Genomic DNA, 26260 nt, shown 5'->3' with positions numbered 1-26260 from the left:
GTGGCCGTCCGGGTCGGTGGCCGTCACGATGGGGACCGCTGCGGCGCCGCGAACTCATCGGTGTGCCGCCGCAACGCCCCTGTCACGGCGCGTCCTCGCAGGTCACAGCGGTGGGGCACGCACCGCGTGCCTCAGATCTTGACGGCGGGCAGTATTGGTCTGTGGGAATCCTTGGGTGTGCCAGGGCCGGGTGGGCGTGACGGGTGGACATGCGCGGCACGCTGTTCGCCGACGCCCCTGACGGTTTCCCCCGGTCCAGAGGCGACGCCTTCGCCGTCGTGGACGCCCGCGGCACCGTGACGAACTGGACCCCCGGCGCGGAACGGCTGCTCGGCTGGGCGGCCGAGCAGGCCCGCGGTCCGGTGTCCCGGCTGCTGTGGTCCCGCTCCGACGGCGCCCGCCTCGCGGGCATCGTGTGCCCCGAGCACTCGGTCTTCCTGGGCCCCCTGCTGCTGCGGCACCGGGAGGGCGCACCCGTCGGGGTGCTGCTGTGGGGGCACCCCCTCGCGCGGGACCTGTGGCTGCTGCAGGCGGAGAACGCCGACGCGGTGCGCCACGACGACCTGCTCGGCGCGCTGCTGCGCGGGCTGTTCACCGAGTCGCCGTTCATCATCGACGTCTTCGACACGGACCTGCGCTTCCTGGCCCGCAACGACTCCCAGATCCGCGCCACGGGCTTCCCCGACGACTTCGTCGGGCTCACCATGCGCGAGGTGGCCCCGCCCGGGCTGCTGGACACGGACGCCTTCGAGGCGCGCCAGCGGCTGGTGCTCACCTCGGGCCGGGCGATGATCGGCAGCGAGGTGCGCGGCCGCGACCCCCGCGACCCGGACCGGGACACGGTCTGGTCGGAGACGATCCTGCCGCTGCGCGGCGCCGACGGCGACGTCGTGGCCCTGGCGCACATGGTCTTCGACCTGACCACGGAGGCCCGGGCCCGGGAACGGCTCGACCTGGTCAACGAGGCGAGCGCGCGGATCGGCAGCACCCTGGACGTGCTGCACACCGCCCAGGAGCTGACGGACGTGGCGGTGCCGCGGTTCGCGGACTTCAGCTACGTCAACCTGCTGGATTCGGTGATGGGCGGTGAGGAGCCGCTGCCCGGACCCGTCGCCGAGGCGGTGCCCCTGCGCCGGGCGGCGGCGACGATGGTCCCCGACGGCCCGGCGCAGACGGTGGTCTCGCCGGGCGAGGTGGACCACTTCGCGTCCCTGCCCGGCACCCCTGCCGCCAGGGCCCTGGCCAACGGCAAACCGGTCCTGCTGACGGGCGAGGAGCTGCTGGTCGAGCTGGAGGCCGCCGATCCGGCCCGCGCGGAGATGGTCCGCGGCTTCGCCGTGCGGTCCTGGCTGCTGGTGCCGATGTTCGCCCGCGGGGCGGCGCTGGGCGTGGCCCTGTTCGTACGGTTCACCCGGGCCCATGCCTTCGAGGCGGACGACGTCCTGCTCGCCCGGGAGTTCGTCGCGCGCGCCGCGGTCTGCATCGACAACGCCAGCCGCTACACCCGGGAACGCGCCACGGCCCTGGCCCTGCAACGCAACCTGCTGCCGCAGCGGCTTCCCACCCTGGCCACCGTGGACGCGGCCTCACGCCACCTGTCGCGGGGCGGCCACCCCGGGCTGGGCGGCACCTGGTTCGACGTCATCCCGCTGTCCGGCGCGCGGACCGCCCTGGTCATCGGCGAGGCGGGCGGGCACGGGCTGCACTCGGCGGTGTCCATGGGCCGGCTGCGGACGGCGGTACGGACGCTGGCGGACCTGGACATGGCGCCGGAGGAACTGCTCACGCACCTGAGCGACCAGGTCAAGCGCCTGCGCGACGAGCAGGGCTGGCCGACGCCGCCCGGAGCCGGCGCCCCGACCTGCCTCTACTCGATCTTCGACCCGATCACCATGCGCTCCCTCGTCGCCAGCGCGGGGCACGCTATGCCGGCGCGGGTGAGCCCCGACGGCCAGGTGTCGGTGCCCGGGACCCCCGCGACCCCCGGGCTGGGCACCGGCGGGGTGCCGTTCGAGTGCGTGGAGGTGGCCCACGCCGACGGCGACCTGCTCGCCCTCTACACCGAGGGGCTGCTCGCCCCGGATACGGGGGACGGCACGGCGCTCCGGCTGGGCCGGGCGCTGGCCGGGGCCGGGGCCTCCGCCAGGAAGGGGCCGGGTGAGGTCGCGGACGAGGCACTGCGCCGGCTCGTGCCCGACGGGCGCTGCGGGCAGGACGTGTCGCTCCTGGTGGCACGGCTGCACCGGCTGCCGCCGGACCGGTACGCCACCTGGGACCTGAGGGACGCGCCGGAGTCGGTCGGGCGGGCGCGGGGGCTGGTGACCGGGAAGCTGGCCGAGTGGCACCTGGAGGAGCTGGAGTTCACCACCGAGCTGCTGGTCAGCGAACTGGTCACGAACGCGATCCGCTACGGCTCGCCGCCGGTGCGGCTGCGGCTGATCCGCGACCGCCGGCTGATCTGCGAGGTCGGCGACGGCAGCAGCACCTCCCCGCACGTCCGGCGTGCCCTGGAGACGGACGAGGGCGGCCGCGGGCTCTACCTGGTCTCGCAGGTCGCGTCGCTCTGGGGGACGCGCTACCACGCCCGCGGCAAGACCCTCTGGGCCGAGCAGCCGCTGCCCACGCCGGACGGGGCCGGGGAGGACGCCTGACGGCCGGCGCCGGCCAGGCCCGGGCGGCCTCCTCCGGGCGACGGCTCCTCCCCCGGCAGCCGGATCAGACCGCCGGATCCGTCGCGCGGGTCCCGTACGCGCCGCCGGGCACCGCGGCGACCGGCACCCCGGTGACGGGGTCGGCGCCGCAGGTGTTGCGCAGCAGGAGGAGCGCGGCGTCGTCGTGCAGCCTGCCGCCGACGTGGTCGAGCAGGTCGCCGTGGAGCGCGGCCAGGGTCCGTGCGGGGTCGTCGGTCAGGTGACGGCTGACGCGCTCGTCCAGGGGGTAGAAGCGGCGGCCGTGGTCGCGGGCCTCGATGACGCCGTCGGTGTACAGCAGCAACTGGTCGCCCTCGGAGAAGCGCAGCACCTGGAGGACCGGGTCCTCCCCGGCGAGGGCGCGCAGCCCCAGCGGCGGGACGTGGCCGGAGGACTCGACGGCGACGACGTCGCCCCCGCGCAGCAGGAGGGGGTGGGCGTGGCCGCAGTTGACGATCTCCATGCGGCCCGGTCCCGGATGCCCGACGACGACGGCGGTGACGAAGTCGTCGGGGCCGAGGTTGCGGGCCAGGCTGCGTTCGATCCGGTCGACGACGTCCAGCAGGTCGGGCTCGTCGTAGGCGGCCTCGCGGAACACGCCCAGCACCAGGGCGGCGGTGCTCACCGCAGGCAGCCCCTTGCCGCGGACGTCGCCCACGATCAGGCGCACCCCGTACGGCGTGGGCACCAGCGCGTACAGGTCGCCGCCGATCCGGGCCTCCGCCGCGGCGGCGCTGTAGCGCACCGCCACTTGGAAGGGGCCCACGGTCTCGGGCACGGGCAGCAGCAGCGCATGCTGGGCGGCCTCGGCCACCGAGCGGACGGCCGCGAGCACGCGCTCACGGCGCTTGCGGACGGCGGCCCCCAGCCCGCTCGCCAGGGTGACGGCGGTCAGCGCGCCCAGCACGATGGCGAGCTTGTCGCCCGGCATGCCCTTGTACGCGCCGAGGACGGCGGCCAACGCCACGGTGAGCACCCCGACGCGCAGCACGCGCCAGGGGCCCCCGATGGCCGCGGCGAGCGCCGGGCCGACGGCGAGCAGCGGCAGCCAGTCGGGGCCGCTGCCGCTGACGAAGGCGACGAGGGCCACCGCGCAGATGATCAGAAACGGCGCTCCCGTGGCGACGTGCCACGTCGGCCGGCCGCCGTGGGGCTGGTCCGGGGCTTGACTCATGTTCGTCCGCAATCCCTGCCTGTGCGAGGCGTCACACCGCCGCTGTCCGTTTCAACCAGTTAATGGGTGTATGACCCAGGCCACAAGGGTGGGGATTTCAGATAGTGAGCGACAGCCCCCGCGTCACACGGCTCGCCGTGGGGAGCAGCCTGGCGCGTACCGCGTCGAGGGCGGCGACGCGGTCCGCGCGCAGCGACACACCGAGGGAGCCCAGGGTGGCGCCGCAGTAGACGGGCACCGCGATGCAGACCGTGCCGAGGGCGTACTCCTCCAGGTCCATGACGGCGGGCGGGGCGGGGACGGCCTCCAGGCGCCGCAGCAGCTCGGCGCGGCGGGTGATCGTGCGCGGGGTGAGATCGGCCAGCGGGTGCCGGGAGAGGTAGTCGTTGCGGGCCTCCTCGTCCAGCTCGCGCAGCACGCACTTGCCGAGCGCGGTGGCGTGCCCCGCCTCCTCGAAGCCCACCCACAGGTCGACACGCGGGGTCCGGGGGCCGTCGACGATGTCCGCCACCCGGATCTCGCCGTCCTCGTAGAACGTGAGGTAGGCGGCGGCCGACAGCTCGTCGCGCAGCGCGGCCAGCGCCGGCCGGACGCGGCTGAGCGGCATCTGGGGCCGGCTCGCGGCGTGCAGGGCGTCCAGCTTCTCGCCGAGGGCGAAGCCGCCGTCGTCGAGTTTGCGCACGTAGCCGTCGTGGGTCAGGGTCCGCAGCAGGTGGTAGGCGGTGGCGAGCGGCAGTTCGGTCTCGCGCGCCAGCTGTTTCGCCGGCGCGCCGCACTCGTGTGCACCCACCGCCTCCAGCAGGCGGAAGGCCCGCTGGACGGACGTGATGAGCGTCGGCCCGCCCTGAGCAGCCATGACTCCAGCCTGCGCTCCGTGTCCTGCCGCGGCAAGCGACGGCCGGGAACGGCCGGGGACACCGTGCGGTGCGTCCCGTACCGCTTCGCGCGGACGCCTGCGTCGGCGCGCGCCGCTGTGCCACAGTGACGGCACGACGGTGCTCAACCCCGGGGGGAACGGTGCCGATGGACCTCATCGTCACGACACAGGCGCGGGACGCCGAGGACGAGCTGCGCTCGTTCCACACCTGGCTGCTCGACGACTCCTACGTGCGGCGCAACGCCAAGGTCACCCTCGACGGGCGCGGCCCGGCGCCCGGCCGCGTGGGCGGCGGCACCCTGGACGGTGTCCGGATCGCCCTCGACAGCGGCTTCCGGCTGGCCAACCTCGCCCTGGCATGGCTCGCCTGGCACGCCGCGCGCGCCTCGGCGCCGGAGCTGACCTTCGAGCACGACGGCGTCGCCGTCACCCTGTCCGGGCAGGACGTCGAGACCGCCACCCGCGTCCTGGAGTCGCTGCGCCCCACCGACCGGTGACGCCCGCCGGCGGGCCTGCCTGTGCCGGTGCCCGCGACTACGCCTGCGCCAGGGCGAACACCGTGCCGGCCAGGGAACGCCAGGCGAGGTCGGAGTCGGGCGTGGCGGCGTGCGGGGAGCGGAAGTCGCCGAGGAAGGCGGCGACGTCGTCCAGTTGCCAGCGCAGGGCGTAGAGGGCGATGGCCTCCCGGTCCGGGCGGTGGCCGGTCGCGTCCTGGTAGCGGTCGAGGTCTCCGGGCCCGGCGGCGACCAGCCACAGGTCGCGCTCGGGCGGGGCGAGGCCCACGGTGTCCCAGTCGACGAGCGCGTACCCCGCGCCCTGGCGCAACAGGTTGCCCGGGTGCGGTTCGCCGTGGGTGACGACGCGTTCCGCTCCGTCGCGTTCGAGGGCGGCGGCACGCCGGTCGAACTCCGCCAGCCGACGCCGGAGCACCCCTTCGTGCTCCCTCGTCAGGTCCCTGGCCCGCTCGGCGTACGGGCCGCCGTGCCAGGGGCCGTCCAGCCCGGCGAGGACCGACTCCAGCGCGGCGCGCCCGGGGAGGGCGAGCCGCGGGCGCGGTATGGGGGCCGGAGGCGGCGTCCGGTGGAGAACGGCGAGGGTGTCCAGCAGGGCGCCGCGTTCGCGTGCGTCGAGGCGGTCGCCGAACTGCCCCGCGACGCCGTCCGCGTGGGGGAAGACGCTCACCCCGTACCGGGTGCCGGCCCGGAGCACCGTGCCGCCCCCGGCGGCGGGCAGCGGCGCGACCACGAAGTCCCGCCCCGGGTGTGCCCGCAGGGCGAGGGCGGTGTCCATGGCCCGGCTCAACCCCGCGAAGGCCGCGTCGGCGTCCGCGCCGCAGTGACCTTTGTGCACCAGGTCGGCCACGGTGACGAACCACCGGCCGCCGTGCACGTCGGCCGCCGTCCAGTGGTGGTCGCCGAAGCCGACGGGTTCGTGCGTCCACGACGCCACGTCGATCCCCCACGCGCGCAGCGCCTCGCCCAGTTCCGCCTCGCCGATCCCCTCGGGCCGCTCCCTCATGCGACGACCCTAAGCGCTGCCGCGGGGCTCCCGCCCCGGATTCCACGGGGACTCCGGGGCGCGGGCGACCGGCGCGTCGGGCCCGCCCCGGAGGGGTACGGTGGCGGCCGTCCGCCAGGGCGGGGCGGGGGCGGGGAGAAAGCGCGTGCGGCATAGAGTGCTGATCATCCGTCCCCCGGAAGGACCGACGCAGATGTATGACGCACTCCTCGCCGAGACCGTGACCGTCACCGGTCACGGCGGCGACCGCATCGAGGCGTACTCCGCCCGCCCCATGGCCCCCGGTCCGTACGGCGGCGTCGTGGTGATCCACCACATGCCCGGCTACGACGACCCCACCAAGGAGATCACCCGCAGGCTCGCGGCGGAGGGCTTCGCCGCCGTCTGCCCGAACCTCTACAGCCGCGAGGCACCGGGCGCCTCGCCGGACGACGCGGCCGCGGCGGCGCGCGCCCAGGGCGGCGTGCCCGACGAGCGGTTCCTGGGTGACGCCGCGGGCGCCGCCGCGTACCTGCGCGGCCTGCCGTCGTCCAACGGCAAGGTCGGCGTGATCGGTTACTGCTCCGGTGGGCGCCAGGCGTTCCTCGCCCTGGCCTCGCTGGACGTGCAGGCCGGTGTCGACTGCTACGGCGCCTTCGTCGCGGGCCGGCCGCCGGAGGGCTTCCCGCTCCAGGTCGAGCCGATCGTCCACCTGGCGAAGGACCTGCGCGGCCCTCTGCTGGGCCTGTTCGGCGCCGAGGACAGCTACCCCTCCCCCGAGCACGTCGCGGAACTGGAGACGGAGCTCAAGGCGCAGGGCAAGCCGTACGAGTTCCACACCTACGAGAACGCGGGCCACGCCTTCTTCGCCGTGAACCGTCCGAGCTACCGCCCCGACGCGGCGGTCGACGGCTGGTCGAAGGTCCTGGCCTTCTTCAGGGAGAACCTCTGATGTGCACGTACCTCACCGAGAAGATCCGCATCGAGGGCAGCGGCAAGGGCGCCCAGGGCTACTTCGGGCTGACCGAGGCCATGGTCTACGTCGACCACCCGCAGCACGCGCCGTACGAGCACACCGTCAACATCGACTTCCTCAACCCGGCGCTGGGCCCCTCGGCCCGGGTCGCCGTCGAGCTCACCGAGGAGGCGGCGCTGGCGCTGGTCGACGCGATCCGCTCCGCCCTTGCGGCGGCCCCGCCGGGGCTGGCCTCCTCCGGGCGGACCGCGCCTGCGGCGCACTGACCGGACGGGCCGTCACCCCGGGACCGTGACCTGGACCAGGGCGTGCGTACCGCTGGTGCGCCACGCGGTGCCGCCGGCGTCCAGCCGGGCCACGGTCTCCGGGGCGAGCCCGGTGACGGTGTCGGACTTGAGGGTGCGCAGGGTGGCGAGCGGGCCGGGGAACCAGGCGGTGACGTCCGCGAACGGCACGGTCGGGGGCCACAGCCGGTCGTCCACCAGGCGCCGGTAGTTGAGGTCGCCCTTCATCACGGTCAGCCGCGCCGCCGCGAACCGCTCCCGCAGGTCGTCCGGCATGTCGCGGTAGCCGAGCGGCGCGCAGGCGAAGGGGTGCGCGACCAGGGCGAGCCGGCCCTCGCGCAGGGCCGCGAGCAGCCGTCCGCCGATGCGGGCGGCCTCCCCGGCCGCACCTGGGGCGGCGGTCATCCGGCGCAGGCAGGACAGGACGTCCTGGGTGGTGGCGTCGGAGACGTAGTACGGGCGTGGTTTGACGAGCAGTTGGACCTCGCGGGCGCGTCCGCTCGCGAGGAGGTGGTCGACGAGGGCGAGGTCGGCCAGGATCTCGCGGGCGCTGTTGTCGGCGACCACGACGACGGTGCCGCCGTCCAGCAGGGACCACAACCGCTCCGACTCGTCGGCGACGAACGTGCCGGAGGCCTCGGGGTCGGCGGACCCGGCCACCATCGTGAAGCCGAGGTCGGCCTGGTTGCCCCACACGGCGGCCGCGAGCAGCGTCCGTTCCCGCTCGGCGGGGGCGAGCCCGGGCAGCGCGTCGAGGGCGGCGAGGTCGGCGGCGAAGCCGGGACCGTCCAGCTCGGCGTCCTTGAAGGGGGCGAACGGGTCGACGCCGTGCCACGCCCCCGCGGCGAGGTATCCGGCGGGGTCGAGGAGCCGGCGGTAGAAGTACGACTCGGACCACAGGAAGGGCAGTTCGGGCCACGGCCGCCCGAAGCGGCCCTCGCCCCACTCCTCCCAGGCCGCCCGGTCCGGCGCGCCCTGCGGCAACGCGGCGACCGTGCCGGAGCGCGACTCCTCCAGGAGTGCCGCGAAGCCCCGGCGGCGCTCCGGGCCGTACGGGACGGCGTCCAGGATGCGCCGTACCAGCACGGGGTGCCGCTCCTGGAAGACGCTCCGGGCGAAGGACCCGGGCTCGTCACAGGTGATCGCCGGTGCCTGCAGGAGCCGGGGGCCGGGGGTGTCCTCGGGGTGTCCACCCATGCGTCGTCGTCCTCCAGCGGTCGGGGGCGGGGGCAGCCGTCGCGGGCATTGTCACAGGAAGCGGAGGGGAAGTGGGGCATCCGGGCCGTACGCGCGGTTCCCCTCCGGGGCGGCCTCGGGCACGCTGTCCGCGGCGGGTCGGCCGGGAGCGGGGCGGACCCGCCCGGATGCACGGGATGTGCGGGGATGTGCGGGGATGTACGGGGAGGACGCATGGGCGGGGCAGGGCAGACGGGAACATGGGACGGCATGCCGGCGACGGTCGTGCTCGGGGACGTGGGGCCGCGCGTGACGGACGTCGTGACCGCGCTGGGGCTCCTGACGGGGCTGGACGCGGAGCGGTGCCGGTCCCTCACGGACCGGACCCCGGTGGCCGTGCTGCGGGACGTGCCGGAGGCGGACGCCGAGGCGGCCGTCGCCGCGCTGCGCGCCGCCGGGGCCACTGCCGGGATCGGCGGTTCCGGGCCGGGGTCGCGGCTGGATCGGGCCCTCACCCAGGGTCGGGAACGGCCGCTGCCGCCGGAGGTCGCGCGCCTGCTGCGGGACGTGGACGCCCCGCCGAGGCTCGCGGCCCACCTGCGGCTGGTGCACGACGTGGCGTACGAACTGGTCGCATGGGTGGGCCGGTACAGCCCGGCCCTGGCCGTCGACCGGGAGGCCGTGCTCTTCGGCGCGGCCACCCACGACATCGGCAAGGCGCTGCACGTCGCCGAACTGTCGGGCCCGGGCAGCGCCCACGAGGACGCGGGCCGCGCGCTGCTGCTGGCGCGGGGCGTCACGCCGCGCCTGGCACGGTTCGCGGCCACCCACGGTTCGTGGACGGACGCGGCCGTCACCATGGAGGACCTGCTGGTGAGCGTGGCCGACAAGGTCTGGAAGGGAAAGCGCGTCACCGAACTGGAGGACCTGGTCGTGGACCGGCTGGCCGGGGCGACCGGCGACGAGCGCTGGGAGGTGTTCCTGGCGCTGGACGGGTTCCTCGCCGGCGTCGCCGCCGATGCGGACCGGCGGCTGGACTTCCACTCCTCGTTCCCCGCGGTCCGGGGCGCGGTGGGCCGCACTTCCTGGGCGCCCGAGCCCGGCGGTGCGTGAGGCGGCGTCACGGGCGGCGCCGGACACGGACCCGGGCCCTGGCCCGGTCAGCGGTCCGGTTGCCGCCGGCCGGGGCGCGACACGTCGTACAGGACGCGTTCCAGCGGCTGTCCGGGCCCGGAGATCGTCATGCGGGGCGAGATCCGCATCACGGTCCACGCGAACGGCGACGTCGTCGACGCGGCCGGGTACGTGCTGGCCCGAACCGGCTACCTGGAAGTGCGTGTCTCGGGCACCAGCCCCCGCGTGACCGGCTGACCGCCGTCAACGGGCGCCTCGGGCCTCCTCGTTCCCGGCCCGGAGAGGCACCGGCGACGCGAGACGCCCCTCCCTCGGTGTCGTTCGGGTGCACGACCGGCCGCGAGATGATGGTCCCGCCGGCGATCACCGCCCGGCAGGGTCGACGTATCGGGCCGCGTCCTGGCAGGGTCGGGACCGGCGTTCACGGCGCGGGGGTACGAGAGTGGCAGGGATGACCGGGTGCACGGCGACCGAGCGCCCGGACCTGCCGGTTCCCGGGACCGCGTCCCGCCCGGGCGGACGTCCGGAACCGGGGCTGCCGGCTGCGCGGTTCGGGCTGAGGGCGGGAACGGGGAGGCCGTGCCGGTGACCGACCGTTCGAGGCTCCTCGCATCGCGTCTGCGGCTGCCGCTCGCCGGCCCCTGGGCGGTGGACGCGGGGCTGACGCTGCTCGTACTGGCGGCCGAGACCATCCCGTTCGTCGTGCCCCGCTCCCCGGCGCTGCCGCCCGCCACCTGGGCGTCGTACGGCCTGACGGCGCTCGGCGTGCTGCCCCTGCTGTGGCGGCGCCGGGCGCCGGTGGCCGTGCTCGCCGCCGTCCTCGCCGCGCAGGCGCTCTACCGGTTCACGGTCGACGGGCCCGGGCAGCCCCTGCCGTACAACGCGCTGGTGGCGCTCTACACGGTCGCCGAGCTGACGCCGGCCAGGTGGCGCGTCCCCGTGGCCGCTGGAACGCTGGCGCTGATCTTCCCGTCGGTGGCGCTGAACTCCGGTGAGGCCAGGGAGCTGCTGTTCTCGCTGTTCCTCTTCGGCGCGGCCTACGGATTCGGCCGTCTCACGCACACCCGCAAGGCCTACACGGCCGCCCTGGAGGACCGGGCGGCCCAGCTGGAGCGGGCGAACCGCATCGAACGGGAGCAGGCGGCGGCAGCGGAACGCGCCCGGATCGCGCGGGAGATGCACGACATCCTCTCGCACGCGGTGAGCCTGATGGTGGTGCAGGCGGAGGCCGGACCGGTCGCGGTCCGTACGGCGCCGGAGCGTGCCGAGGCGGCGTTCGAGGCCATCTCCGGGACGGGGCGCGACGCGATGGCGCAGCTGCGCAGGATGCTGGGGGTGCTCAGGCAGGACACGGGGGTCCCGGAGCCCGCGTCCCGCAAGCCCCTGCCCGCCCTGGTGGACCTTCCGCTGCTCGTGGAGCAGGTGGCCTCGGGCGGCCTCGCCGTCGCGTACGTGCCCGTGGGCCTTCCGGGGTCCCTGCCGCCGGCCGCCGAGGCGACCGTCTACCGGATCGTGCAGGAGTCGCTGACCAACGTGGTCAGACACGCGTCCGCCGAATCGGCCGTCGTGCGCGTCGAGTTGAGCGCCGGGGCCGTGGAGGTGACGGTCACCGACGACGGTAGGGGCGCCGCGGCCGGCACCGCCGGCGGGCCGGGCGGTGGCACGGGGCACGGTCTGATCGGGCTGCGCGAGCGGGCCGCGGCGCACGGCGGGACCGTCGAGACGGGCCCGGGCCCGGGCGGCACGGGATTCCGGGTGAGGGTGCGCTTCCCGGTGGCGGACGACTTCACGGAGGTGGACGGGTGACGATTCGCGTGGTGGTGGCCGACGACCAGGAGCTGGTGCGCAGCGGCTTCGCCATGATCCTCGACGCCCAGCCCGGCATCGAGGTGGTCGCGGAGGCGGCTGACGGCGCCGCGGCGGCGGAGGCCGTACGGCTCCAGGGCGCGGACGTGGCGCTCCTGGACGTCAGGATGCCGGGCACGGACGGCATCGAGGCGTGCCGCGCCATCAGCGCCGCGACCGGCTGCCGGACGATCATGCTCACCACCTTCGACTCCGACGAGTACGTGTACGAGGCGCTGCACGCGGGGGCGAGCGGCTTCCTCCTCAAGGACGTCAGACGCGACGACCTGGTGCACGCGGTGCGGGTGGTGGCCGCGGGCGACTCCCTGCTCGCCCCCACCGTGGCGCGCCGGCTGGTCGAGGAGTACCGGCGCCGGCCCCGGCCGGCCTGGGCGCCTCCCTCGGCACCGCTCGACGCGCTGACCGCCAGGGAGCGCGAGACGCTGCTGCACCTCGCCCGGGGGCTGTCCAACGCCGAGATCGCGGCCGCGCTGACGGTCAGCGAGCACACCGTGAAGACCCATGTCGGCAACGTTCTGGCGAAACTGGGGCTCAGGGACCGCATCCAGGCCGTCATCTGCGCGTACGAGACCGGACTCGTGACCGCGGGGGAACCGGCCGCCGCGGGGCACCCGGCCGGCGATCCCCCTCCCGGGGGAGCCGGTCCGGCCTCCTCCCCCGCGCGGGCGAGCCGGGGCCCGCGGCAAGACCGCTCGCCCGGGCGATCCGCTCGGGGGCGGTGATCAACAGGATGGCAGGCAACGGCTCGAGCCGTTCCCCGTCGTCAGGAGACCACACGATGAACACCCGTGCCCGCACCTCCACGCGCACCCGTACCGCCCTGGCCGCCGTCCTCGCCCTGAGCGCCGTGACCTTCCCGGCGGCCCGGGCGGCGGTGGCCGCAACACCCCTGTCGCCGTCCGCGTGCGCTTTCACCGCGCACACGGGCGGGCTCGACACCGCGGCGCTGTGCGCGGCGCTCGGCTCGCTGCCCGACTCCGGCACCACCGCGGCGCTCGTCCGCGTCGGCGGCACCGACGGCACCTGGCGCGGCAGCGCGGGTGTGCACGACCTGGACAGCGGACGCCCGGCCGATCCGCAGGGCCGTTTCCGGGCCGGCTCGGTGACCAAGGTGTTCACGGCGGCGGTGGTCCTGCAACTCGCCGCGGAGCGGAAGGTGGACCTCGGCGCGCCCGCGCGCCACTACCTGCCGGCGCTGATCCCCGCGGCGTACGGGGGCGTCACCGTACGGCAGTTGCTCGACCACACGAGCGGCATCCCGGCGGCGGACATGCCGGCCGACACCGTCGAGGGGGCCTACGCCCACCGGTTCGACCTCTTCACGCCCGAGGACATGGTCGGGAACGCGACCGCGAAGACGCCCGAGTTCGCGCCCGGCACGCAACAGCACTACCTCAACATCAACTACACCGTGCTGGGTCTGCTCGTCGAGAAGGTCACCGGACACGCCTACGAGGAGGAGGTCGGCCGGCGGATACTGCGGCCGCTGCAGCTCCGGAACACCTCCTACCCCGGCACCGACCCGCGCATCAAGGGCCTCCACAACCACGGCTACCAGGCCTTTCCGCGCCCCGACGGCTCGACCGAGCTCCGCGACGTGACGGTGTGGGGCCAGACGGAGGGCTACGCGGCGGGGGACGTCATCTCGACCACCGCCGACCTGGAACGGTTCCTGCGGGCGCTGTTCACCGGCCGCGTGGTGCCGCGACCGCTACTGGAGGAGATGTTCACCCTGCCCGCGCCGTCGGTGCGCGAGTACGGTTCGGGCGCCCCGGCCTCGTACAGCGCGGGGCTGTCCGTGGTCACCCTCGGCGGCCGCGAGGTCTGGGGCAAGACGGGCAGCCGGTACGGCTACACCAGCGTCATCGCCGCGACCCGCGACCTGTCCCGCACGATGGTGGTGAACGTCGGTGCCACCGACGCGAAGGGCGAGGGCATGAACCCCACGGAACTGGCCCTGCTCGTGGCGGCGTTCGGGCCTCCGTCCGCCTGAGGCGGCCCGGCCCTTCCCCGCGCCGGGCCGGCAGCGGACGCCTCGCTCACTGGGCGCAGATCGCCGACGCCACGAACGTGCTGGGCTGCTCCGACGCGGGGACGACCACCGTCCAGCCGTTGCCGACCAGGTCCGAGGACCGTACGGGAACGGGCGACCCCGTGAGGAAGGTGACGCCCCCTCCGGTCACCGTGGTGCCCGGCGGGCACGGGGCGGTCGCCACGGAGTCGCCCTCGGTGTCCGTGGGTACCGGCTGGCTGGTGACCCTCGTCGTACGGACAGGTCCGGGCGGACCAGGGGGACCGGAGGGACCGGCAGGACCGGCAGAACCGGCAGGACCGGCTGGACCGGCTGGACCCGATGGGCCCGCGGAGCCCGGCGCACCCGACGGCCCTGGCGGGCCCGGGGGTCCCGCAGGGCCGGCCGGGCCCGAGGGTCCGGGCGGTCCGGGCGGTCCGGGAGGCCCGGGAGGCCCGTGCCGGCCCGGGGGGCCCGGGCAGTAGCCGGGCAACGCCGGTGAGAAGAAGCACGGGTGTGCCGTGCTCTGCCCGCCCCCGCGGGCCGCTGCGGGCATCGCGGCAGCCTCCCGGGCGCTGCCCGTCGGTGCCGCGGCGGCAACGGTGCCGGACGCCAGTGCCACGGCCGCCACCCATGCGCCCGCCCGGCGTGACCGTTCCGTCCTCTCCGGCGAGGGCCCGGTTGCGCGGTTCCGCATGTGTCCTCCCGGAGGGACTGGGGACGGGGGGCGATCCCCAGCAAGGTTCACGCCGGGAGATCACCGCCGCACCCCCCGCCGCCCGACCGGGTGACCGGGCGGACGTCGGCCGCGGGCCGGGGGGGGGTCGGCTGCCGGGCGGCCCCGCGGCAGCGGTCTCCGTGGGAGGGCTCAGGCGTCGGAGGGCGGCAGGGCCCGGAGCAGGGCTTCGAGCGCCGCCCGGTAGGCGTGTTCCGCCGGGGTGGCGTAGCCGATGACGAGACCGTCGCCGACCGGACCGGCGGCGCCCGGGTGACGGAACTCGGCGAGGCCGTCCAGGGCGATCCCCTGCCAGGCGGCGGCCTTGACCGCGGACGCCTCCGTGCCGGGCGGCAGCCGGAGGACGACGTGCAGACCCGCCGCGATCCCGGTGACGCCGATGTGCGGGGCCCCTTCGGCGAGGGCGGTGACGAGCTGGTCGCGGCGGCGCCGGTAGCGCTGCCGCATGCGGCGGACGTGCCGGTCGTACTGTCCGGAGGCGAGGAACTCCGCGAGCGTGAGCTGGTCGAGCACGCTCGCCCATGCCTCGCGCTCGCCCTTGGCGGCCAGCACGCCGTCGACGAGGTGCTCGGGCAGCACCATCCAGCCGATCCGTACGGCGGGCGAAAGGCTCTTGCTGACCGAGCCGAGGTGGATGACCCGTTCGGGGTCCAGGCCCTGCAGGGCGCCGACGGGCTCGCGGTCGTAGCGGAACTCCCCGTCGTAGTCGTCCTCGAGGACCAGGCCGCCGGTGGTGCGGGCCCAGTCGACGACGGCGGCGCGCCGGGCCGGGTGCAGCGGGCCGCCCGTGGGGAACTGGTGGGCGGGGGTGAGCAGGACGCCGCGCACCCGTGGATCCGCGGCCAGTTCCTCGACGCGGGCGCCCTGCCCGTCCAGGCCCAGCGGCACCGTGCGTACGCCCGCGCCCTCCAGGATCCCGCGGTGGAAGCCGAGCCCGTACGACTCCACCGCGAAGGGACCGCGCAGCACCCCGCCGCCGGCGCCACGCGAGCCCGCGAACAGCAGCCGCAGCGCGTGCGCGAAGCCGGAGCACACCACGATGCGTTCCGGGTCGACGCGCACCCCGCGGGCCCGTGACAGGTAGTCGGTGAGCGCGCGGCGCAACTCGACGCGGCCGCGCGGATCGCCGGCCCCGAAGGCGTCGTCGGGTGCGGCGCCCAGGGCTCGCCGGGCAGCCGCGAGCCAGGCCGTGCGGGGGAAGGAGGCGGCCTCGGGGGTGCCCTGGCGCAGGTTGTGCGGGACGGGCCGTCCGGGGGCGGGCTTCGGCTTCCGGGGGCGCCCGGGCGGCGCGGCGCGTTCCGTCACGCGGGTCCCGGAGCCCTGGCGTGCGGTCAGCCACCCCTCGGCGACCAGCTCGGCGTAGGCGTCGGCGACGGTGTTGCGGGCCAGGCCGAGGTCGGCGGCGAGCGAGCGGTAGGGCGGCAGTCGGGTGCCCGGCGCGAGCCGTCCCTCGCGCACGGCCTCCCGCAGGGCGCGGATGAGCACGGCGCGGCGACTGCCCGGACCGGACAGGTCCAGGTGCAGATCGCTGCCGACGCGCTCCGCTGAATTGACCCATGAATCCGGCACGGGAATGAACCCTAACCGAGGTCTTTCCCAGCCGTAGATTCATGGTCATGACGAACACCACGCGGACCCCGACCGCCGCCACGACCGCCCACGGCCACGCCCCGCGCGTCGACTTCGCCAGGGCCGCCCCCAAGGCCTTCAAGGCCCTCATCGGTTTCGACGCCGCCGCGCGCGAAGGCCTCGACCCGGCCCTGGTCGAGCTGATCCAGATCCGCGCCTCACTCCTCAACGGCTGCGCCTACTGCCTGCACATGCACACCTCCGACGCCCGGAAGGCCGGCGAGGACGAGGCCCGGCTGCACATGATCGGTGTGTGGCGGGAGGCCCGTACCTTCTTCACGGAGAAGGAGCAGGCCGCCCTCGCCCTGACCGAGGCCGTCACCCTCGTCTCCCACGGCGGCGTGCCCGACGACGTCTACGCCGAGGCGGCCCGCCACTTCGACGACGCGGAGCTGGCCCGCGTCCTCGCCCTGATCCTCACGATCAACACCTGGAACCGCATCGCCCTCAGCACCGGCAAGGTCGCCGGCGAGGACGGGAGGGCGGCGGGCTGACGGCGGCCGTGCGAACAGCGGTCGCGGGGACGGCGGCTGCGGGGACGGGGCCTGAAGGGGAAGAGCCGCGTTCGGTGGCACGAGTCGGCGCACGCGTACGGATCGGCGGCGCAGGTTCCGGGCCGGCCGTCCTCGACGTGACGGTCGCCGCGGCCCGTGTCGGCGGGAGATCGCGGTGACCGACTCCCTCACCAGGCGGCCGGACGTGACCGATGTGCGGGGCGCGGCTCACCAGGCCGTGCCCTATGGCCGGTCAGCCGCCCAGGTGCGCTTCCACCAGGGCGTCGAGCGCGTCGCGCACCCGGGCCTGGCGGGCGATCGCCAACAGGGCCCTGGCCAGCACCGGTTCGGGCCGCCGGTCGGCGATGACCAACCCCACCCGGGGGCCGTGCGCGGGCCCTTCCAGCGGCACCACGCGCATCCCCGGGGGCACCCCGAACATGTGCAGCCAGGCGTGCGAGATGACGCTCGACCAGCGCCCGCCCGAACCGGCGAGGTGCGCGTACAGCCCGGCGACGGAGTCCGTCTCGACGGCCGGCGCCGCGGTGACCCCGTCCGCGGCGAAGCACTCGTCCATGATCCGGCGGTTGCGCATCCGCGACGACAACAGGCACAACGGCAGCGCGGCGGCCTGCTCCCAGCGTGCCACCGGCAACGCCGCCGGCGGCGTGTCGTCGGGGGTCAGCAGCAGGTAGCGCTCCTCGTAGAGCGGGAAGCGGCGCACCTGGCGCAGGGCGTCGTCGTCCAGGTACGTCATCGCGACGTCGAGCTCGAACTCCCCGAGCCGGTCGCTGATCTCCCGCGAGGACAGTGACTCCAGGCTGACCCGCACCCCCGGGTGCCGCTCGCAGAACGGCGTCGTCAGCAAGGAGGCGGCGGTCAGCGCGGTGGGTATCGCGCCGAGCCGCAACGTGCCGGTCAACCCCCCGCGCATCTCCGAGAGTTCCTGCTGCAGCGCGTCCCGCTCGGCCAGGATGCGGTGCGCCCACAACAGCACCCGTTCGCCCTCCGGGGTCAGCCCCTCGAAACGGCGGCCGCGCCGCACGATCGGCACGTCCAGCTCGCGCTCCAGCTTGCGGATGCCCGCCGACAACGAGGGCTGCGAGACGAAGCAGGCGTCGGCGGCACGCGCGAAGTGCCGTTCCCTGGCCAGGGCCACCAGGTACTCCAGTTGACGAAGCAGCATGGCTCACGGTCGCACACACCTGCACCGGCTCGGGAGCCGGGTGCGGCACTTGCGAGCCCCTTCTCACGATGAGCCTGCCGATGCAATGCGGTAGGGGTACTCAAGCCCGCATCTGCGTGGGCCATGATCACCTCGCGTTCCTGAGTCGGCCAACGTGGTCGTCGAGAGACCGTGGGGACCGAGACTCGGTCCGTGGGACGCCGTGGTCGGCCGGGACCACTTCCGGCCGTTCGCACATCCGCATCCGATCGACCGGCATTGCCTCCGGCGCAGCGGGTACGCGACGCATCACGGCAACGTCCGTGACACCCCCGAACGCTTCCTCCGGAAGGAGTCGAAACGATGGGCTGGTGGCGAAGCGCCGCTTGCGCAGACGAGGATCCAGAACTGTTCTTCCCGGTCGGCTCGTCGGGCCCGGGCGCGGGGCAGGAAGCCCGCGCCAAGGCGGTCTGCGAGAGGTGCCCGGTGGTCGGCGACTGCCTGGAGTGGGCCCTCAGTACGGGCCAGTCCCCCGGCATTTGGGGCGGCACCTCCGAGGAGGACCGCCGCGCGCTGCGCCGCCGCGCCGCCCGCAGCGGGTGAACGGCCCGGCACCGCGCGCGTCAACCACGCGTCACGACAGGGACGTCGGGATCCGTCGGCGGCGAAGACGTACACACACCGTTCCCGCGACCGCGGGGAGCGGAGGGCATCGGTGGCGCCCGGGTCGTGCACGATGGGAACATCCCTGCGCGGGTGCGCGCCTCGTCGACGAGGCCGCCGACCCGGTGTCCGTGAGGCGAGGTGATCGGTGCGTGTCCCCGGGCCTGGGGCGGATGCCGGCGGGAAGGAATGCCGACCATGATCCTCCCGAAGGTCCGGGACCCCCGCTTCGTGACCATCCGCCGCGGTGGAACGCTCACTGACCCGGATCACCATCTCCTCGCCCTGTGGGCGGCAGCTTGCGCGGAGCACGTCCTCGACCTCTTCGAGTCGGCTCGGCCCGAGGACCCACGACCGCGCCAGGCGATCGAGCACGCCCGCGCCTGGGTGCGGGGCGAGGTCAGGATGATGCAGGCCCGTGCGGCGGGCGGCCATGCCATGGGCGCGGCTCGAGACCTGCGTGGCGCGGCACGGCATGCCGCCTACGCCGCCGGCCAGGCCGCGGTCGTGGCACACGTCGCCGCGCACGAACTCGGTGCGGCCGCGTACGCGATCAAGGCCGTACGCGCTGCCGCGCCGAAGGACGAAAGTGATGTCGCAGGCCGACGCGAGTGCCAGTGGCAGCGCGACCAGCTCCCGGAGGCCATTCGCGAACTCGTACTGGACGACCAGCGCTTGCGGAACGACATCTGCTGGTCGGTGTTCGACTGCTGAGCAGGGCCGCACCCATGGGGGTGCGGCCCTCCGCCGTCCAGGGAGGCCGGGAAGCGCTCGCCCAAGAAGGCGACGAGGGCCGGGGCGACAACGAGACGCGGGGCATCGGGGGGGGCGAATCACTCCCCTGAACGCCGCTCCCCGGCACAGCTCGACCTCGCCCACGGCCGCGCCCGGACGGCCGCCCGCACGTACTCGCCCGGCCGCAGAGGACAACAGCGGCGGATCAGCCGCGCCGGCGGCGCATGCCCGGGAGGCGTACGGCCACGACCAGCGTCACGAGCCACGTCACCACGAAGGCGCAGACGACCGCGAGCAGCGTCGTCACGGTCGCGGCGATGAGCAGCCCCAGACACACGATCGCCAGGAGTGCCAGCAGCAGGGTGCGTGGCCGCCGCAGCAGTTCGGCCGGGCCGGGGCCCGGCTGCGGCTCCGGGTCCAGACGCATCGTGCGCAACTGACGTTCGAGCACGTCGTCGTCGCGCATCAGGTCCTCGATCTCCGCCAGCGCACGCCGTTCGCGCTCCGTGAGCCCCGAACCTTCCATCACCGCCCCCTCCACCACCCGCCCATGCCTGTCCTTTACCCCGAATGGCGGGAGGGATGAGGGGTACGCGGTCGCAGAGTCGCAGAATGTGCCGGTGTCGTGACGGAGGGATTCCGATCGTGTTGATGGCCCATCCCGTGGTCCTGCACATGCTGGCCGAGGAGTACGAGGCGCTGCGGGCGGCGAACGCCGGGAGCGGCGCGAACGGCGGGCCCGAGGCGCGCCGGCGGCTGGAGGACGTCGCGGACGCGCTGTGCGTCGCCACCGGCGCCAGGGACGTGGAGGCCGCGCTGGCGACCGCCCGTGCCAGGCCGCCGGGAACACGGCCGGGGGGAGCCCGGTCGGTGGGAACCCGGCCGGCGGACGTTCCCGCCACGGTTCCTGAGGACGGGCCGAGTGAGGGGCGGCCTGCCGGGTACGCGCCCCTCAGCGCAGAAGGCCCGAACCGGGAGGAACGCATGACGAGGAACGCCACGCCACCCAACGATCCGGTGCCCCCGAGCCCCACGCCGTCGCCCGGCCCCACGGGACCGGAGCCCGGTCCGGCGCCCGGGCCCATGCCGCCTCCGGTCGGCCCGGACCCGCTGCCGCCCACGCCCCCGCCGCCCGGCCCTGACCCCGTACCCCCGGACCCCACGCCGCCGGGTCCCGGGCCGGAACCGGGGCCGCTCCCGTCCCCGGGACCCGGGCCGCAGCCCGCGACCTGAGGGAACGGCAACCGTGCCCGCGAAGGACGCGCTGGCCGACTACCACCGCAAGCGGGACTTCGCCCGGACCCCGGAACCGGAGGGCGGGGCCCGTGAGCCGGACGCGGGACCGCGCTTCGTCGTGCAGATCCACGACGCGAGCACCCTGCACTTCGACTTCCGGCTCGAGGTGGACGGCGTGCTGAAGAGCTGGGCCGTCCCCAAGGGCCCGTCCGGTGACCCCCACGACAGGCGCCTGGCCGTGCCGACCGAGGACCACCCGCTGGAGTACGCCGACTTCGAGGGCGTCATCGCCGCCGGGGAGTACGGCGGCGGCACGGTCATCGTCTGGGACGAGGGCGGCTACCGACCGCTCACCGACGGGCCGTTCGCGGAGGCGCTGGAGCACGGTCACGCCTCGTTCTGGCTGAACGGCTCCAAGCTGCACGGCGGTTACTCCCTCACCCGCACCCGTGGCGGCCCGGACGGGAACCGCGAGGCGTGGCTGCTGGTCAAGCGCGCGGACCGGCACGCCTGCGCCCACCACTCGACCGACCCGCGGCGTGCCCGCTCGGCCCACTCGGGCCGGACGCTGCGGCAGGTGGCGGCCGGGTCGGAGCCGGTGCGTCCCTGACCGCCACCGCGTACGGGCGCTCGCTCCGGAACCCCCTCGCCGGTCCGGGCAGGCCCGGCTGCTAACGTCCGGTCCCATGTGGGCTCAAGAGACCGTGGCCGGCCGCGCGGCCTGGCGGCACACCCCTTCCGGAGTGGTCTTCCGGGTGGTTCCCGGTGGGACGTTCCGCATGGGCTTGTCCGACGCGGAGTTGCACGCGGTCCGTGCCATCGAGCGTGCGGGCGGCGTGGAGGACCACATCGGGGGGTTCTTCGCCGGCGCCGGCCAGGCCCAGCCGGTCCGCGAGGTGCGGGTCGAACCGTTCATGATCGCCCGGCATCCGCTCACGGCCGCGCAGGTCCGTCACTGGCTGCCCGGGTACGAGGACGACTACGCCGATTCGGACTCGACCACCGCCCGGCTGGAAGACGACCTGGACGACGTGAACGACCTGATCGGTGCGTCGCCCTTCCGGCTGCCCAGCGAGGCGGAGTGGGAGTACGCGGCCCGGGCGGGCACGACCACCCTGACCTTCCGCGGGAACGGGAAGCCGGACGAGGACCACCTGCTCGACGACTTCGCCGACGAGGAGCGCACCGCCGCGGCCGAGAACGCCTTCGGGCTGGCGGCGATGGGGTCCGCGAACGAGGTCTGCTCCGACGTGTGGATCCCCCATTTCGAGGACGCGCCCACGGACGCCCACCCACGCACCGGCGACGGTCCGCGGGTGGCGCGCGGAGGCGCCGCCGACATCTACCCCTGGCAGGGCTGCGACGAGTGGCTGCTGCTCCTCTCCGCCACGCGCTACGAGATGCGGGGCTTCACCGCGGTCCGTCCGGTGGCGCCGGTGCCGACCGAGTGGAACAGCAACGCGTAAAGGGGACGATGCGCGCCTGAGGTTGCCGCCTCGCTTCGAGGCGGTTGCGGCGCACCCGGGTCCGATCCGTGGGCGCGAACTTGGCCGGTCGGGCCTGGCGTGGCAACCTGCCGGCATGCCGCCCTTCGCAGACAGCAACGACCTGGCGCGGGCGCTGGAGGACGGTCTTTCGCCCTCGTGGTCCGTGCGAGCCGCCGCAGGCCCGTGCCTCGCCCCGCATGCGGCAGTTGCGTCCGCTGCGGTCGTCCTGGAACGCCTGTTGCTCGATCTTGAGGACACGTTCGTGACCAGGATCACCGCGGAAGCTGTGCTCAGGCACGGATCGTTGGCTGCGGTGCGGCTCGTGGCCCGCGCTCTCATCCGCGCTGACGACAACCACGGCGACTATGTGCAGACGGCCGCACTCGACGTGGCCTGGCCGCCGGGTGAGGCCGGTCGCGGTGTCTCGGCTGCGTGCGCTGCCCTTGCCGACGATCCCGATGAGGACGTCCGCCGTGGTGCCGCGGAACTCGCGGCCCCCTGTAGGGCCGGGAATCAGCTCGCGCGTCGCCCCGCGAGCAGGTCCTCGTACGACGTGGACTGGAGTTGCACGGGTGGAGCCAGGTCGCCGAAGGACGTGCCGAAGGCTTGCGGCGACCGCGCGAGTTCCCTCAGCACCTGGTCCGCTGCCTCGTCGCCGGCAAGGTTGGGCGCCAGCGCCGCGCAGGCCCGAACGCCTGCATGCGGGTCAGCCAGCCAGGGTCGCGTGTCGCCGTCGAGGTGGCCGATGGCGATCACCATCGTCGCCAGGTCGTGCGAGGTATCGGCACCCAGGGCCAGCGACGTCAACTGTGCGCGTAGCCACGGACGTTGCGCGGAGGCTTCGGGATGCCGTGCCAGTGACCCGACAGCTGCTGCGGCGCATGTCCTGCGCCTGGCGCGTTCCGACGCGAGGTGCGGCAGTGTTCGCCGCAGGAGCGCGGGAACCAGGTCGAAGCAGGCGAGCGCCGCCTGATCGAGGACGAGTTCACCCAGACCCGTACCGTCCCGCCACATCCGGGCCCTGCCGTCCGCGTCGGTCGACACGTACGCGGCAGTCCAGGCCCGCAGGTCCGGTGCGCGGCCCTTGACCTGGGCGCGGATCTCCGCGGCCCGGTCTCCGAGGTCGGCGGCGACGCCGACCTCGTACAGATAGGCGAGCATGGCATCGGGCAACGAGGGATCATCCGGCCCCAGCAGCGGATCGTCCAGGAGCTCGGCGACGAGCCCCGCGGTGGGTGCCGTCGCGGGCCAGGCCCTGCCTTCGCGACGAAGCGTCACCGACCACAGGTACGAGTACCCGTCGACGAATGCCCGCGCGTCGTCGCCGAGGAGAGCAGCCAGGTGCCGCGGAGTGTCGTCGGCGGGGCCCACGGCATGGAAGAGGCCCGACCAGTCCACGTCGTGCTTACGGTCATCCACAACGGGGATCGTGCCATGACACCTCGACGGACTCACATCGCCCAGGCTCACTCCGGATCGGCGGACCCGTCCACCCAGCCCGACCCCAGGGCCGCGGAGGCCCGACTCACCGACGTCGCCACTATTGGTCGCCTCGGTTGCTGTGCTTCCCTGCTGCCTGGCGCGCTTCGCCGCCGTGTTCCGGGCGTGGGCCTCACGCCGCTGACCGCGGGGTCCATGACCTGCGTCCGGCGCCGATTCCGGCCCCTGGGAGGATGGCGGCATGGAGATCGTCCCCGGCCGTGGTGTCGGCCTCGTCGAGATCGGTGAGCACCGTTCGCGCGTCGATGAACGGATCGGGCTGCCACATCACGGCCCCGGCGGGGAGCGCGCGGTCTACCGCACCTCGCCGATGCTGGTGGTCACCTACGCGGCGGACGACACGGTCGAACTCGTCGAGATCAGTTACCGCGGCGAGGGAGGGGAGGCCGAAGCCGCTTTCGACGGCGTCCAGTTGACGTACCGGTTTCTCGATGACGTCGTCTCCGAACTCCATGCCCGGGGGTACACCAGCACCCCCTCCGACATCGGTCACGACTTCCATGCCGGCTTCGCCGTGTGGTCCATGCACTCGCTGTGGGCGGGTGACCTCGACCCGGCGGCCGGCGAGGACGACGAACGCGCCATTGCGGAAGGCGTGTCCGTGGCGCCGTACGCCTACTTCCGGCGGGGCCGGGACGCGGACCTGAGCGGTGCGGACGCCGTCGAGCCGGGCTGAGGCGCGACCGCCCGGCGCCGCGTGGCTCACGTGCGCGGATGCCGGCCTGCGGCAACCAGGTGCCGCCACTGCCGTACGCCGGGGCTACCCGGGCGGCACCGCCCCCGGCGCAAACGATCACGGCCCGGGCCGCCCGGAGTCATGCCGGACGGCCCGGGCCTTCGCCCCGCGCCGGGGCTGCTGGACACCGTGGACGGATACGTTCGGGCCCGTCCTCGTCACAACTGGCCGCAGGCGGCTCAGACGTCGAGGATCTGCTCGCTGATCACCTCGAGGAAATCGAACCGCTCCGCCGTACTCGACCCCGGCTGCGGCCGGAAGATCACCATGCGGTGGCCCGTCGCGGGGCTCACCACGATGTCGCACTGCACATCGAGCGGCCCGGCGTGCGGATGCACCAGCCGCTTCCGCGTGGAACTCATCGGCTTGACCGCCATCTCGTTCCAGTAACGCGTGAACTCCTCGCTGGCCTCCAGCAGATCGGCGATCAGCCGGTCCGCCGCCGCGTCGCTGCCGCGCCCCGCGGCGGCGACCCGCAGGTCCGCGGCGTAGCCGCGGCCGATCGCCTCGTGCTCCTCGGCGACGTTGAGCGCCCGCGACGCCGGATCGGTGAACCAGCGCCACGTCACATTGCCGGCCCGGACGTCCCCCAGTGCCCAGGTGCCGAGCAGGACCCGGCTGAGCCGGTTCTGGGCGATCACCGTGGACAGGTCGTCCACGACCTGCGCGGGCACCGTCGTCAAGGCGTCGAGGAGGAACATCATCGCCGGGTCGACGTACCTGCCCGCTCCCCCGGCGCGTGGCGGGGCGTAGCCGGCGAGCCGGTAGAGGTGGTCGCGCTCGTCCACGGACAGACGCAGCGCTCCCGCCAGGCTCGCCAGCATGGCCTGCGAGGGGTGGGCGTTGCGTGACTGCTCCAGCCGCTCGTAGTAGTCGACGGAGATGTTCGCGAGCAGGGCGACCTCGGACCGCCGCAACCCGGGGGTCCGGCGGCGGCCGCCGGCGATCAGTCCGACGTCGGACGGTCGCAGTGCCTCGCGGCGGGTCCGCAGGAAACCACCGAGGTCGTTGTGGTGCATGGCTCCGCTCATTCCTGGACGGCCTTCATTGCCTCCCCCTGGTACCGCTCACCCACCACCTCGTCGGCTGCGATCACCTCGTCGAGGTCGCCGAGCGTGCCGGCGTCGAGGGTGAGCGCCGCGGCGGCGACGTTCTCCTCCAGGTAGGCGCGGCGCTTGGTGCCGGGGATGGCGGTGACGCCCTGGGACAGTACCCACGCCAGGGCCAGTTGCCCGGGCGTGACGTCGAGCTTCTCGGCGATCACGCGCACCCTGTCGGCGAGGGCGAGGTTGTGCGCGAAGTTCTCGCCGCTGAAGCGGGGGGCGGTGCGCCGCCAGTCGTTCTGGGGCAGCCCGTCCAGGGTGCGCAGCCGTCCGGTGAGGAAGCCGCGGCCGAGCGGGGCGTAGGCGACGAAACCGATGCCCAGTTCGCGTGCGGTGTCGAGCACGCCGTTGCCCTGCACGGTCCGGGTGAACAGCGAGTACTCGGTCTGTACGGCCGACAGCGGCGCCACCGCGTGGGCGGCGCGGATCGTCTCGGCGGACGCCTCGCTGATGCCGAGGTAGCGCACCTTGCCCTGGGCGACCAGCTCTCCCAGCGCCCCGAAGGTCTCGGCCACCGGCACGTCCGGGTCCACGCGGTGCTGGTAGTACAGGTCGATGCGGTCCGTGCCCAGCCGGCGCAGGGAGCCCTCCACCGCTCGCCGCAGGTACTCGGGCCGCCCGTTCGGGCCGCCGACGACCTTCCCGGACTCGTCCAGCGTCAGCCCGCCGAACTTCGTGGCGAGCAGCACCCGGTCCCGATGGGGCGCCACCGCGTGCCCGAGCAGTTCCTCACCGCTGTGGGGACCGTACATGTCGGCGGTGTCGAAGAGGGTCACCCCGAGCTCGATCGCCCGGTGGATCGTCTCCACCGACCCGGCGTCGTCCCGGGTGCCGTACACGGCGGTCATCCCCATGGTGCCCAGGCCCTCGACCGACGCCGTCAGTCCCTGGCTGCCGAGCGCGTGCGTCCTGATGCTCATACGTGTCTCCCTCCGGGCGGCCGCCGCTGTTCAGCGACCACCCGGTCAGCCTCCTCCCGCACGGAGCGGCTTCCAGCGTCCGGTTCAGACCCGTCTTCCCAGGACGACACTACGTCCCGTCCCGTGGACGATCTGCGGCGTACGGGCTGACCTGCTCCTCTGCGCGGTCGC

General features: G+C 74.5%; 27 protein-coding genes. 16 read left to right on the top strand and 11 right to left on the bottom strand.

The window, feature by feature from the left end; genetic code table 11:
• Positions 1-209 precede the first annotated feature (209 nt).
• Positions 210-2651, top strand: a complete 2442-nt coding sequence (locus ACFZAU_RS01710) for a SpoIIE family protein phosphatase (RefSeq protein WP_500550594.1) — start codon at positions 210-212, stop codon at positions 2649-2651.
• 64 nt (positions 2652-2715) lie between these two features.
• Here ACFZAU_RS01710 and ACFZAU_RS01705 read toward each other — a convergent pair whose 3' ends face one another.
• The gene (locus ACFZAU_RS01705) at positions 2716-3864 is read right to left on the bottom strand and encodes a PP2C family protein-serine/threonine phosphatase (protein ID WP_500550593.1); all 1149 of its coding nucleotides are present in this window, start codon (positions 3862-3864) and stop codon (positions 2716-2718) included.
• Between the two features lie 97 nt (positions 3865-3961).
• Complete coding sequence (locus tag ACFZAU_RS01700) at positions 3962-4720, bottom strand: IclR family transcriptional regulator (protein WP_500550592.1); 759 nt, start codon at positions 4718-4720, stop codon at positions 3962-3964.
• A gap of 167 nt (positions 4721-4887) precedes the next feature.
• Here ACFZAU_RS01700 and ACFZAU_RS01695 point away from each other — a divergent pair, with 167 nt between their 5' ends.
• The gene (locus tag ACFZAU_RS01695) at positions 4888-5238 is read left to right on the top strand and encodes an effector-associated constant component EACC1 (protein ID WP_500461708.1); all 351 of its coding nucleotides are present in this window, start codon (positions 4888-4890) and stop codon (positions 5236-5238) included.
• Positions 5239-5275: 37 nt separating this feature from the next.
• Here ACFZAU_RS01695 and ACFZAU_RS01690 read toward each other — a convergent pair whose 3' ends face one another.
• Complete coding sequence (locus ACFZAU_RS01690) at positions 5276-6259, bottom strand: phosphotransferase (RefSeq protein ID WP_500550591.1); 984 nt, start codon at positions 6257-6259, stop codon at positions 5276-5278.
• A 193-nt stretch (positions 6260-6452) separates the two neighbouring features.
• Here ACFZAU_RS01690 and ACFZAU_RS01685 point away from each other — a divergent pair, with 193 nt between their 5' ends.
• Together ACFZAU_RS01685 and ACFZAU_RS01680 are read left to right on the top strand one after the other, a co-directional pair.
• Positions 6453-7190 carry a dienelactone hydrolase family protein gene (locus ACFZAU_RS01685; RefSeq protein WP_500461706.1) on the top strand — a complete coding sequence of 246 codons (738 nt, stop codon included), beginning with the start codon at positions 6453-6455 and terminating at the stop codon, positions 7188-7190.
• Positions 7190-7480, top strand: coding sequence for a DUF6295 family protein (locus ACFZAU_RS01680; RefSeq protein WP_500550590.1), 291 nt, complete (start codon positions 7190-7192; stop codon positions 7478-7480). The genes ACFZAU_RS01685 and ACFZAU_RS01680 overlap by 1 nt, the downstream gene beginning before the upstream one ends.
• A gap of 12 nt (positions 7481-7492) precedes the next feature.
• Here the strand turns inward: ACFZAU_RS01680 and ACFZAU_RS01675 are convergent, their stop codons facing one another.
• Positions 7493-8695 (bottom strand): damage-control phosphatase ARMT1 family protein, encoded by a 1203-nt coding sequence (locus ACFZAU_RS01675; protein WP_500550589.1) that lies wholly within the window; start codon positions 8693-8695, stop codon positions 7493-7495.
• A 477-nt stretch (positions 8696-9172) separates the two neighbouring features.
• Here ACFZAU_RS01675 and ACFZAU_RS01670 point away from each other — a divergent pair, with 477 nt between their 5' ends.
• The 5 genes from ACFZAU_RS01670 to ACFZAU_RS01650 all read left to right on the top strand — a co-directional run bounded on the left by ACFZAU_RS01670 (position 9173) and on the right by ACFZAU_RS01650 (position 13667).
• Positions 9173-9787: an HD domain-containing protein gene (locus ACFZAU_RS01670; RefSeq protein WP_500551102.1), complete on the top strand. Its 615-nt coding sequence runs from the start codon at positions 9173-9175 to the stop codon at positions 9785-9787.
• Positions 9788-9916: 129 nt separating this feature from the next.
• Complete coding sequence (locus tag ACFZAU_RS01665; protein ID WP_500550588.1) at positions 9917-10045, top strand: hypothetical protein; 129 nt, start codon at positions 9917-9919, stop codon at positions 10043-10045.
• Positions 10046-10393: 348 nt separating this feature from the next.
• Positions 10394-11614: a sensor histidine kinase gene (locus ACFZAU_RS01660; protein WP_500550587.1), complete on the top strand. Its 1221-nt coding sequence runs from the start codon at positions 10394-10396 to the stop codon at positions 11612-11614.
• On the top strand, positions 11611-12396 hold the full coding sequence (locus ACFZAU_RS01655) for a response regulator (protein WP_500550586.1): 786 nt from the start codon (positions 11611-11613) through the stop codon (positions 12394-12396). Before ACFZAU_RS01660 ends, ACFZAU_RS01655 begins: the two co-directional genes overlap by 4 nt.
• Before the next feature lie 56 nt (positions 12397-12452).
• The gene (locus ACFZAU_RS01650) at positions 12453-13667 is read left to right on the top strand and encodes a serine hydrolase domain-containing protein (protein WP_500550585.1); all 1215 of its coding nucleotides are present in this window, start codon (positions 12453-12455) and stop codon (positions 13665-13667) included.
• Positions 13668-13713: 46 nt separating this feature from the next.
• On the opposite strand, the gene ACFZAU_RS01645 is transcribed toward ACFZAU_RS01650, so the two are convergent.
• Positions 13714-13890, bottom strand: a complete 177-nt coding sequence (locus ACFZAU_RS01645) for a hypothetical protein (RefSeq protein WP_500550584.1) — start codon at positions 13888-13890, stop codon at positions 13714-13716.
• A 663-nt stretch (positions 13891-14553) separates the two neighbouring features.
• Positions 14554-15990, bottom strand: coding sequence for a MocR-like pyridoxine biosynthesis transcription factor PdxR (gene pdxR / locus ACFZAU_RS01640; RefSeq protein ID WP_500550583.1), 1437 nt, complete (start codon positions 15988-15990; stop codon positions 14554-14556).
• Positions 15991-16037: 47 nt separating this feature from the next.
• Between pdxR and ACFZAU_RS01635 the strand changes: the two genes are divergently transcribed.
• Positions 16038-16544 (top strand): carboxymuconolactone decarboxylase family protein, encoded by a 507-nt coding sequence (locus tag ACFZAU_RS01635; RefSeq protein ID WP_500550582.1) that lies wholly within the window; start codon positions 16038-16040, stop codon positions 16542-16544.
• A 253-nt stretch (positions 16545-16797) separates the two neighbouring features.
• Here the strand turns inward: ACFZAU_RS01635 and ACFZAU_RS01630 are convergent, their stop codons facing one another.
• On the bottom strand, positions 16798-17730 hold the full coding sequence (locus ACFZAU_RS01630) for a LysR family transcriptional regulator (RefSeq protein WP_499602849.1): 933 nt from the start codon (positions 17728-17730) through the stop codon (positions 16798-16800).
• Positions 17731-18072: 342 nt separating this feature from the next.
• Here ACFZAU_RS01630 and ACFZAU_RS01625 point away from each other — a divergent pair, with 342 nt between their 5' ends.
• Together ACFZAU_RS01625 and ACFZAU_RS01620 are read left to right on the top strand one after the other, a co-directional pair.
• Complete coding sequence (locus ACFZAU_RS01625; RefSeq protein ID WP_499602851.1) at positions 18073-18312, top strand: WhiB family transcriptional regulator; 240 nt, start codon at positions 18073-18075, stop codon at positions 18310-18312.
• A 258-nt stretch (positions 18313-18570) separates the two neighbouring features.
• Positions 18571-19086 (top strand): putative immunity protein, encoded by a 516-nt coding sequence (locus ACFZAU_RS01620; RefSeq protein WP_500550581.1) that lies wholly within the window; start codon positions 18571-18573, stop codon positions 19084-19086.
• Between the two features lie 226 nt (positions 19087-19312).
• Here the strand turns inward: ACFZAU_RS01620 and ACFZAU_RS01615 are convergent, their stop codons facing one another.
• The gene (locus ACFZAU_RS01615) at positions 19313-19633 is read right to left on the bottom strand and encodes a DUF3040 domain-containing protein (protein WP_499602854.1); all 321 of its coding nucleotides are present in this window, start codon (positions 19631-19633) and stop codon (positions 19313-19315) included.
• A 44-nt stretch (positions 19634-19677) separates the two neighbouring features.
• Between ACFZAU_RS01615 and ACFZAU_RS01610 the strand changes: the two genes are divergently transcribed.
• The 3 genes from ACFZAU_RS01610 to ACFZAU_RS01600 all read left to right on the top strand — a co-directional run bounded on the left by ACFZAU_RS01610 (position 19678) and on the right by ACFZAU_RS01600 (position 21809).
• On the top strand, positions 19678-20340 hold the full coding sequence (locus ACFZAU_RS01610; RefSeq protein WP_500550580.1) for a DUF5133 domain-containing protein: 663 nt from the start codon (positions 19678-19680) through the stop codon (positions 20338-20340).
• Between the two features lie 13 nt (positions 20341-20353).
• Positions 20354-20953 carry a DNA polymerase ligase N-terminal domain-containing protein gene (locus ACFZAU_RS01605; RefSeq protein WP_500550579.1) on the top strand — a complete coding sequence of 200 codons (600 nt, stop codon included), beginning with the start codon at positions 20354-20356 and terminating at the stop codon, positions 20951-20953.
• Between the two features lie 76 nt (positions 20954-21029).
• Positions 21030-21809 carry a formylglycine-generating enzyme family protein gene (locus tag ACFZAU_RS01600; RefSeq protein ID WP_500550578.1) on the top strand — a complete coding sequence of 260 codons (780 nt, stop codon included), beginning with the start codon at positions 21030-21032 and terminating at the stop codon, positions 21807-21809.
• 534 nt (positions 21810-22343) lie between these two features.
• Here ACFZAU_RS01600 and ACFZAU_RS01595 read toward each other — a convergent pair.
• The gene (locus ACFZAU_RS01595; RefSeq protein WP_500550577.1) at positions 22344-23249 is read right to left on the bottom strand and encodes a hypothetical protein; all 906 of its coding nucleotides are present in this window, start codon (positions 23247-23249) and stop codon (positions 22344-22346) included.
• Between the two features lie 262 nt (positions 23250-23511).
• Here ACFZAU_RS01595 and ACFZAU_RS01590 point away from each other — a divergent pair, with 262 nt between their 5' ends.
• A complete protein-coding gene (locus tag ACFZAU_RS01590) occupies positions 23512-24006 on the top strand; it encodes a hypothetical protein (RefSeq protein WP_500550576.1) in 495 nt (164 codons plus the stop codon).
• Between the two features lie 239 nt (positions 24007-24245).
• Here ACFZAU_RS01590 and ACFZAU_RS01585 read toward each other — a convergent pair whose 3' ends face one another.
• On the bottom strand, positions 24246-25085 hold the full coding sequence (locus ACFZAU_RS01585) for a helix-turn-helix transcriptional regulator (RefSeq protein WP_500550575.1): 840 nt from the start codon (positions 25083-25085) through the stop codon (positions 24246-24248).
• An 8-nt stretch (positions 25086-25093) separates the two neighbouring features.
• Complete coding sequence (locus ACFZAU_RS01580) at positions 25094-26083, bottom strand: aldo/keto reductase (RefSeq protein ID WP_500551101.1); 990 nt, start codon at positions 26081-26083, stop codon at positions 25094-25096.
• Positions 26084-26260: the final 177 nt, after the last annotated feature.

The organism is Streptomyces sp. NPDC008238 (assembly GCF_042956445.1).
Taxonomy (GTDB): domain Bacteria; phylum Actinomycetota; class Actinomycetes; order Streptomycetales; family Streptomycetaceae; genus Actinacidiphila.
Note: the sequence above shows the minus strand (reverse complement) of the source record. Positions and strands in the feature narration are given on the sequence as shown.

What these genes read in the sequence shown, in the direction of transcription:
- ACFZAU_RS01710 (WP_500550594.1), top strand. Translation starts at nt 210, where the DNA reads ATGCGCGGCACGCTGTTCGCCGACGCCCCTGACGGTTTCCCCCGGTCC.
- ACFZAU_RS01705 (WP_500550593.1), bottom strand. Translation starts at nt 3,864, where the DNA reads ATGAGTCAAGCCCCGGACCAGCCCCACGGCGGCCGGCCGACGTGGCAC.
- ACFZAU_RS01700 (WP_500550592.1), bottom strand. Translation starts at nt 4,720, where the DNA reads ATGGCTGCTCAGGGCGGGCCGACGCTCATCACGTCCGTCCAGCGGGCC.
- ACFZAU_RS01695 (WP_500461708.1), top strand. Translation starts at nt 4,888, where the DNA reads ATGGACCTCATCGTCACGACACAGGCGCGGGACGCCGAGGACGAGCTG.
- ACFZAU_RS01690 (WP_500550591.1), bottom strand. Translation starts at nt 6,259, where the DNA reads ATGAGGGAGCGGCCCGAGGGGATCGGCGAGGCGGAACTGGGCGAGGCG.
- ACFZAU_RS01685 (WP_500461706.1), top strand. Translation starts at nt 6,453, where the DNA reads ATGTATGACGCACTCCTCGCCGAGACCGTGACCGTCACCGGTCACGGC.
- ACFZAU_RS01680 (WP_500550590.1), top strand. Translation starts at nt 7,190, where the DNA reads ATGTGCACGTACCTCACCGAGAAGATCCGCATCGAGGGCAGCGGCAAG.
- ACFZAU_RS01675 (WP_500550589.1), bottom strand. Translation starts at nt 8,695, where the DNA reads ATGGGTGGACACCCCGAGGACACCCCCGGCCCCCGGCTCCTGCAGGCA.
- ACFZAU_RS01665 (WP_500550588.1), top strand. Translation starts at nt 9,917, where the DNA reads ATGCGGGGCGAGATCCGCATCACGGTCCACGCGAACGGCGACGTCGTC.
- ACFZAU_RS01650 (WP_500550585.1), top strand. Translation starts at nt 12,453, where the DNA reads ATGAACACCCGTGCCCGCACCTCCACGCGCACCCGTACCGCCCTGGCC.
- ACFZAU_RS01635 (WP_500550582.1), top strand. Translation starts at nt 16,038, where the DNA reads ATGACGAACACCACGCGGACCCCGACCGCCGCCACGACCGCCCACGGC.
- ACFZAU_RS01630 (WP_499602849.1), bottom strand. Translation starts at nt 17,730, where the DNA reads ATGCTGCTTCGTCAACTGGAGTACCTGGTGGCCCTGGCCAGGGAACGG.
- ACFZAU_RS01625 (WP_499602851.1), top strand. Translation starts at nt 18,073, where the DNA reads ATGGGCTGGTGGCGAAGCGCCGCTTGCGCAGACGAGGATCCAGAACTG.
- ACFZAU_RS01620 (WP_500550581.1), top strand. Translation starts at nt 18,571, where the DNA reads ATGATCCTCCCGAAGGTCCGGGACCCCCGCTTCGTGACCATCCGCCGC.
- ACFZAU_RS01615 (WP_499602854.1), bottom strand. Translation starts at nt 19,633, where the DNA reads ATGGAAGGTTCGGGGCTCACGGAGCGCGAACGGCGTGCGCTGGCGGAG.
- ACFZAU_RS01610 (WP_500550580.1), top strand. Translation starts at nt 19,678, where the DNA reads ATGGCGGGAGGGATGAGGGGTACGCGGTCGCAGAGTCGCAGAATGTGC.
- ACFZAU_RS01600 (WP_500550578.1), top strand. Translation starts at nt 21,030, where the DNA reads ATGTGGGCTCAAGAGACCGTGGCCGGCCGCGCGGCCTGGCGGCACACC.
- ACFZAU_RS01590 (WP_500550576.1), top strand. Translation starts at nt 23,512, where the DNA reads ATGGAGATCGTCCCCGGCCGTGGTGTCGGCCTCGTCGAGATCGGTGAG.
- ACFZAU_RS01585 (WP_500550575.1), bottom strand. Translation starts at nt 25,085, where the DNA reads ATGCACCACAACGACCTCGGTGGTTTCCTGCGGACCCGCCGCGAGGCA.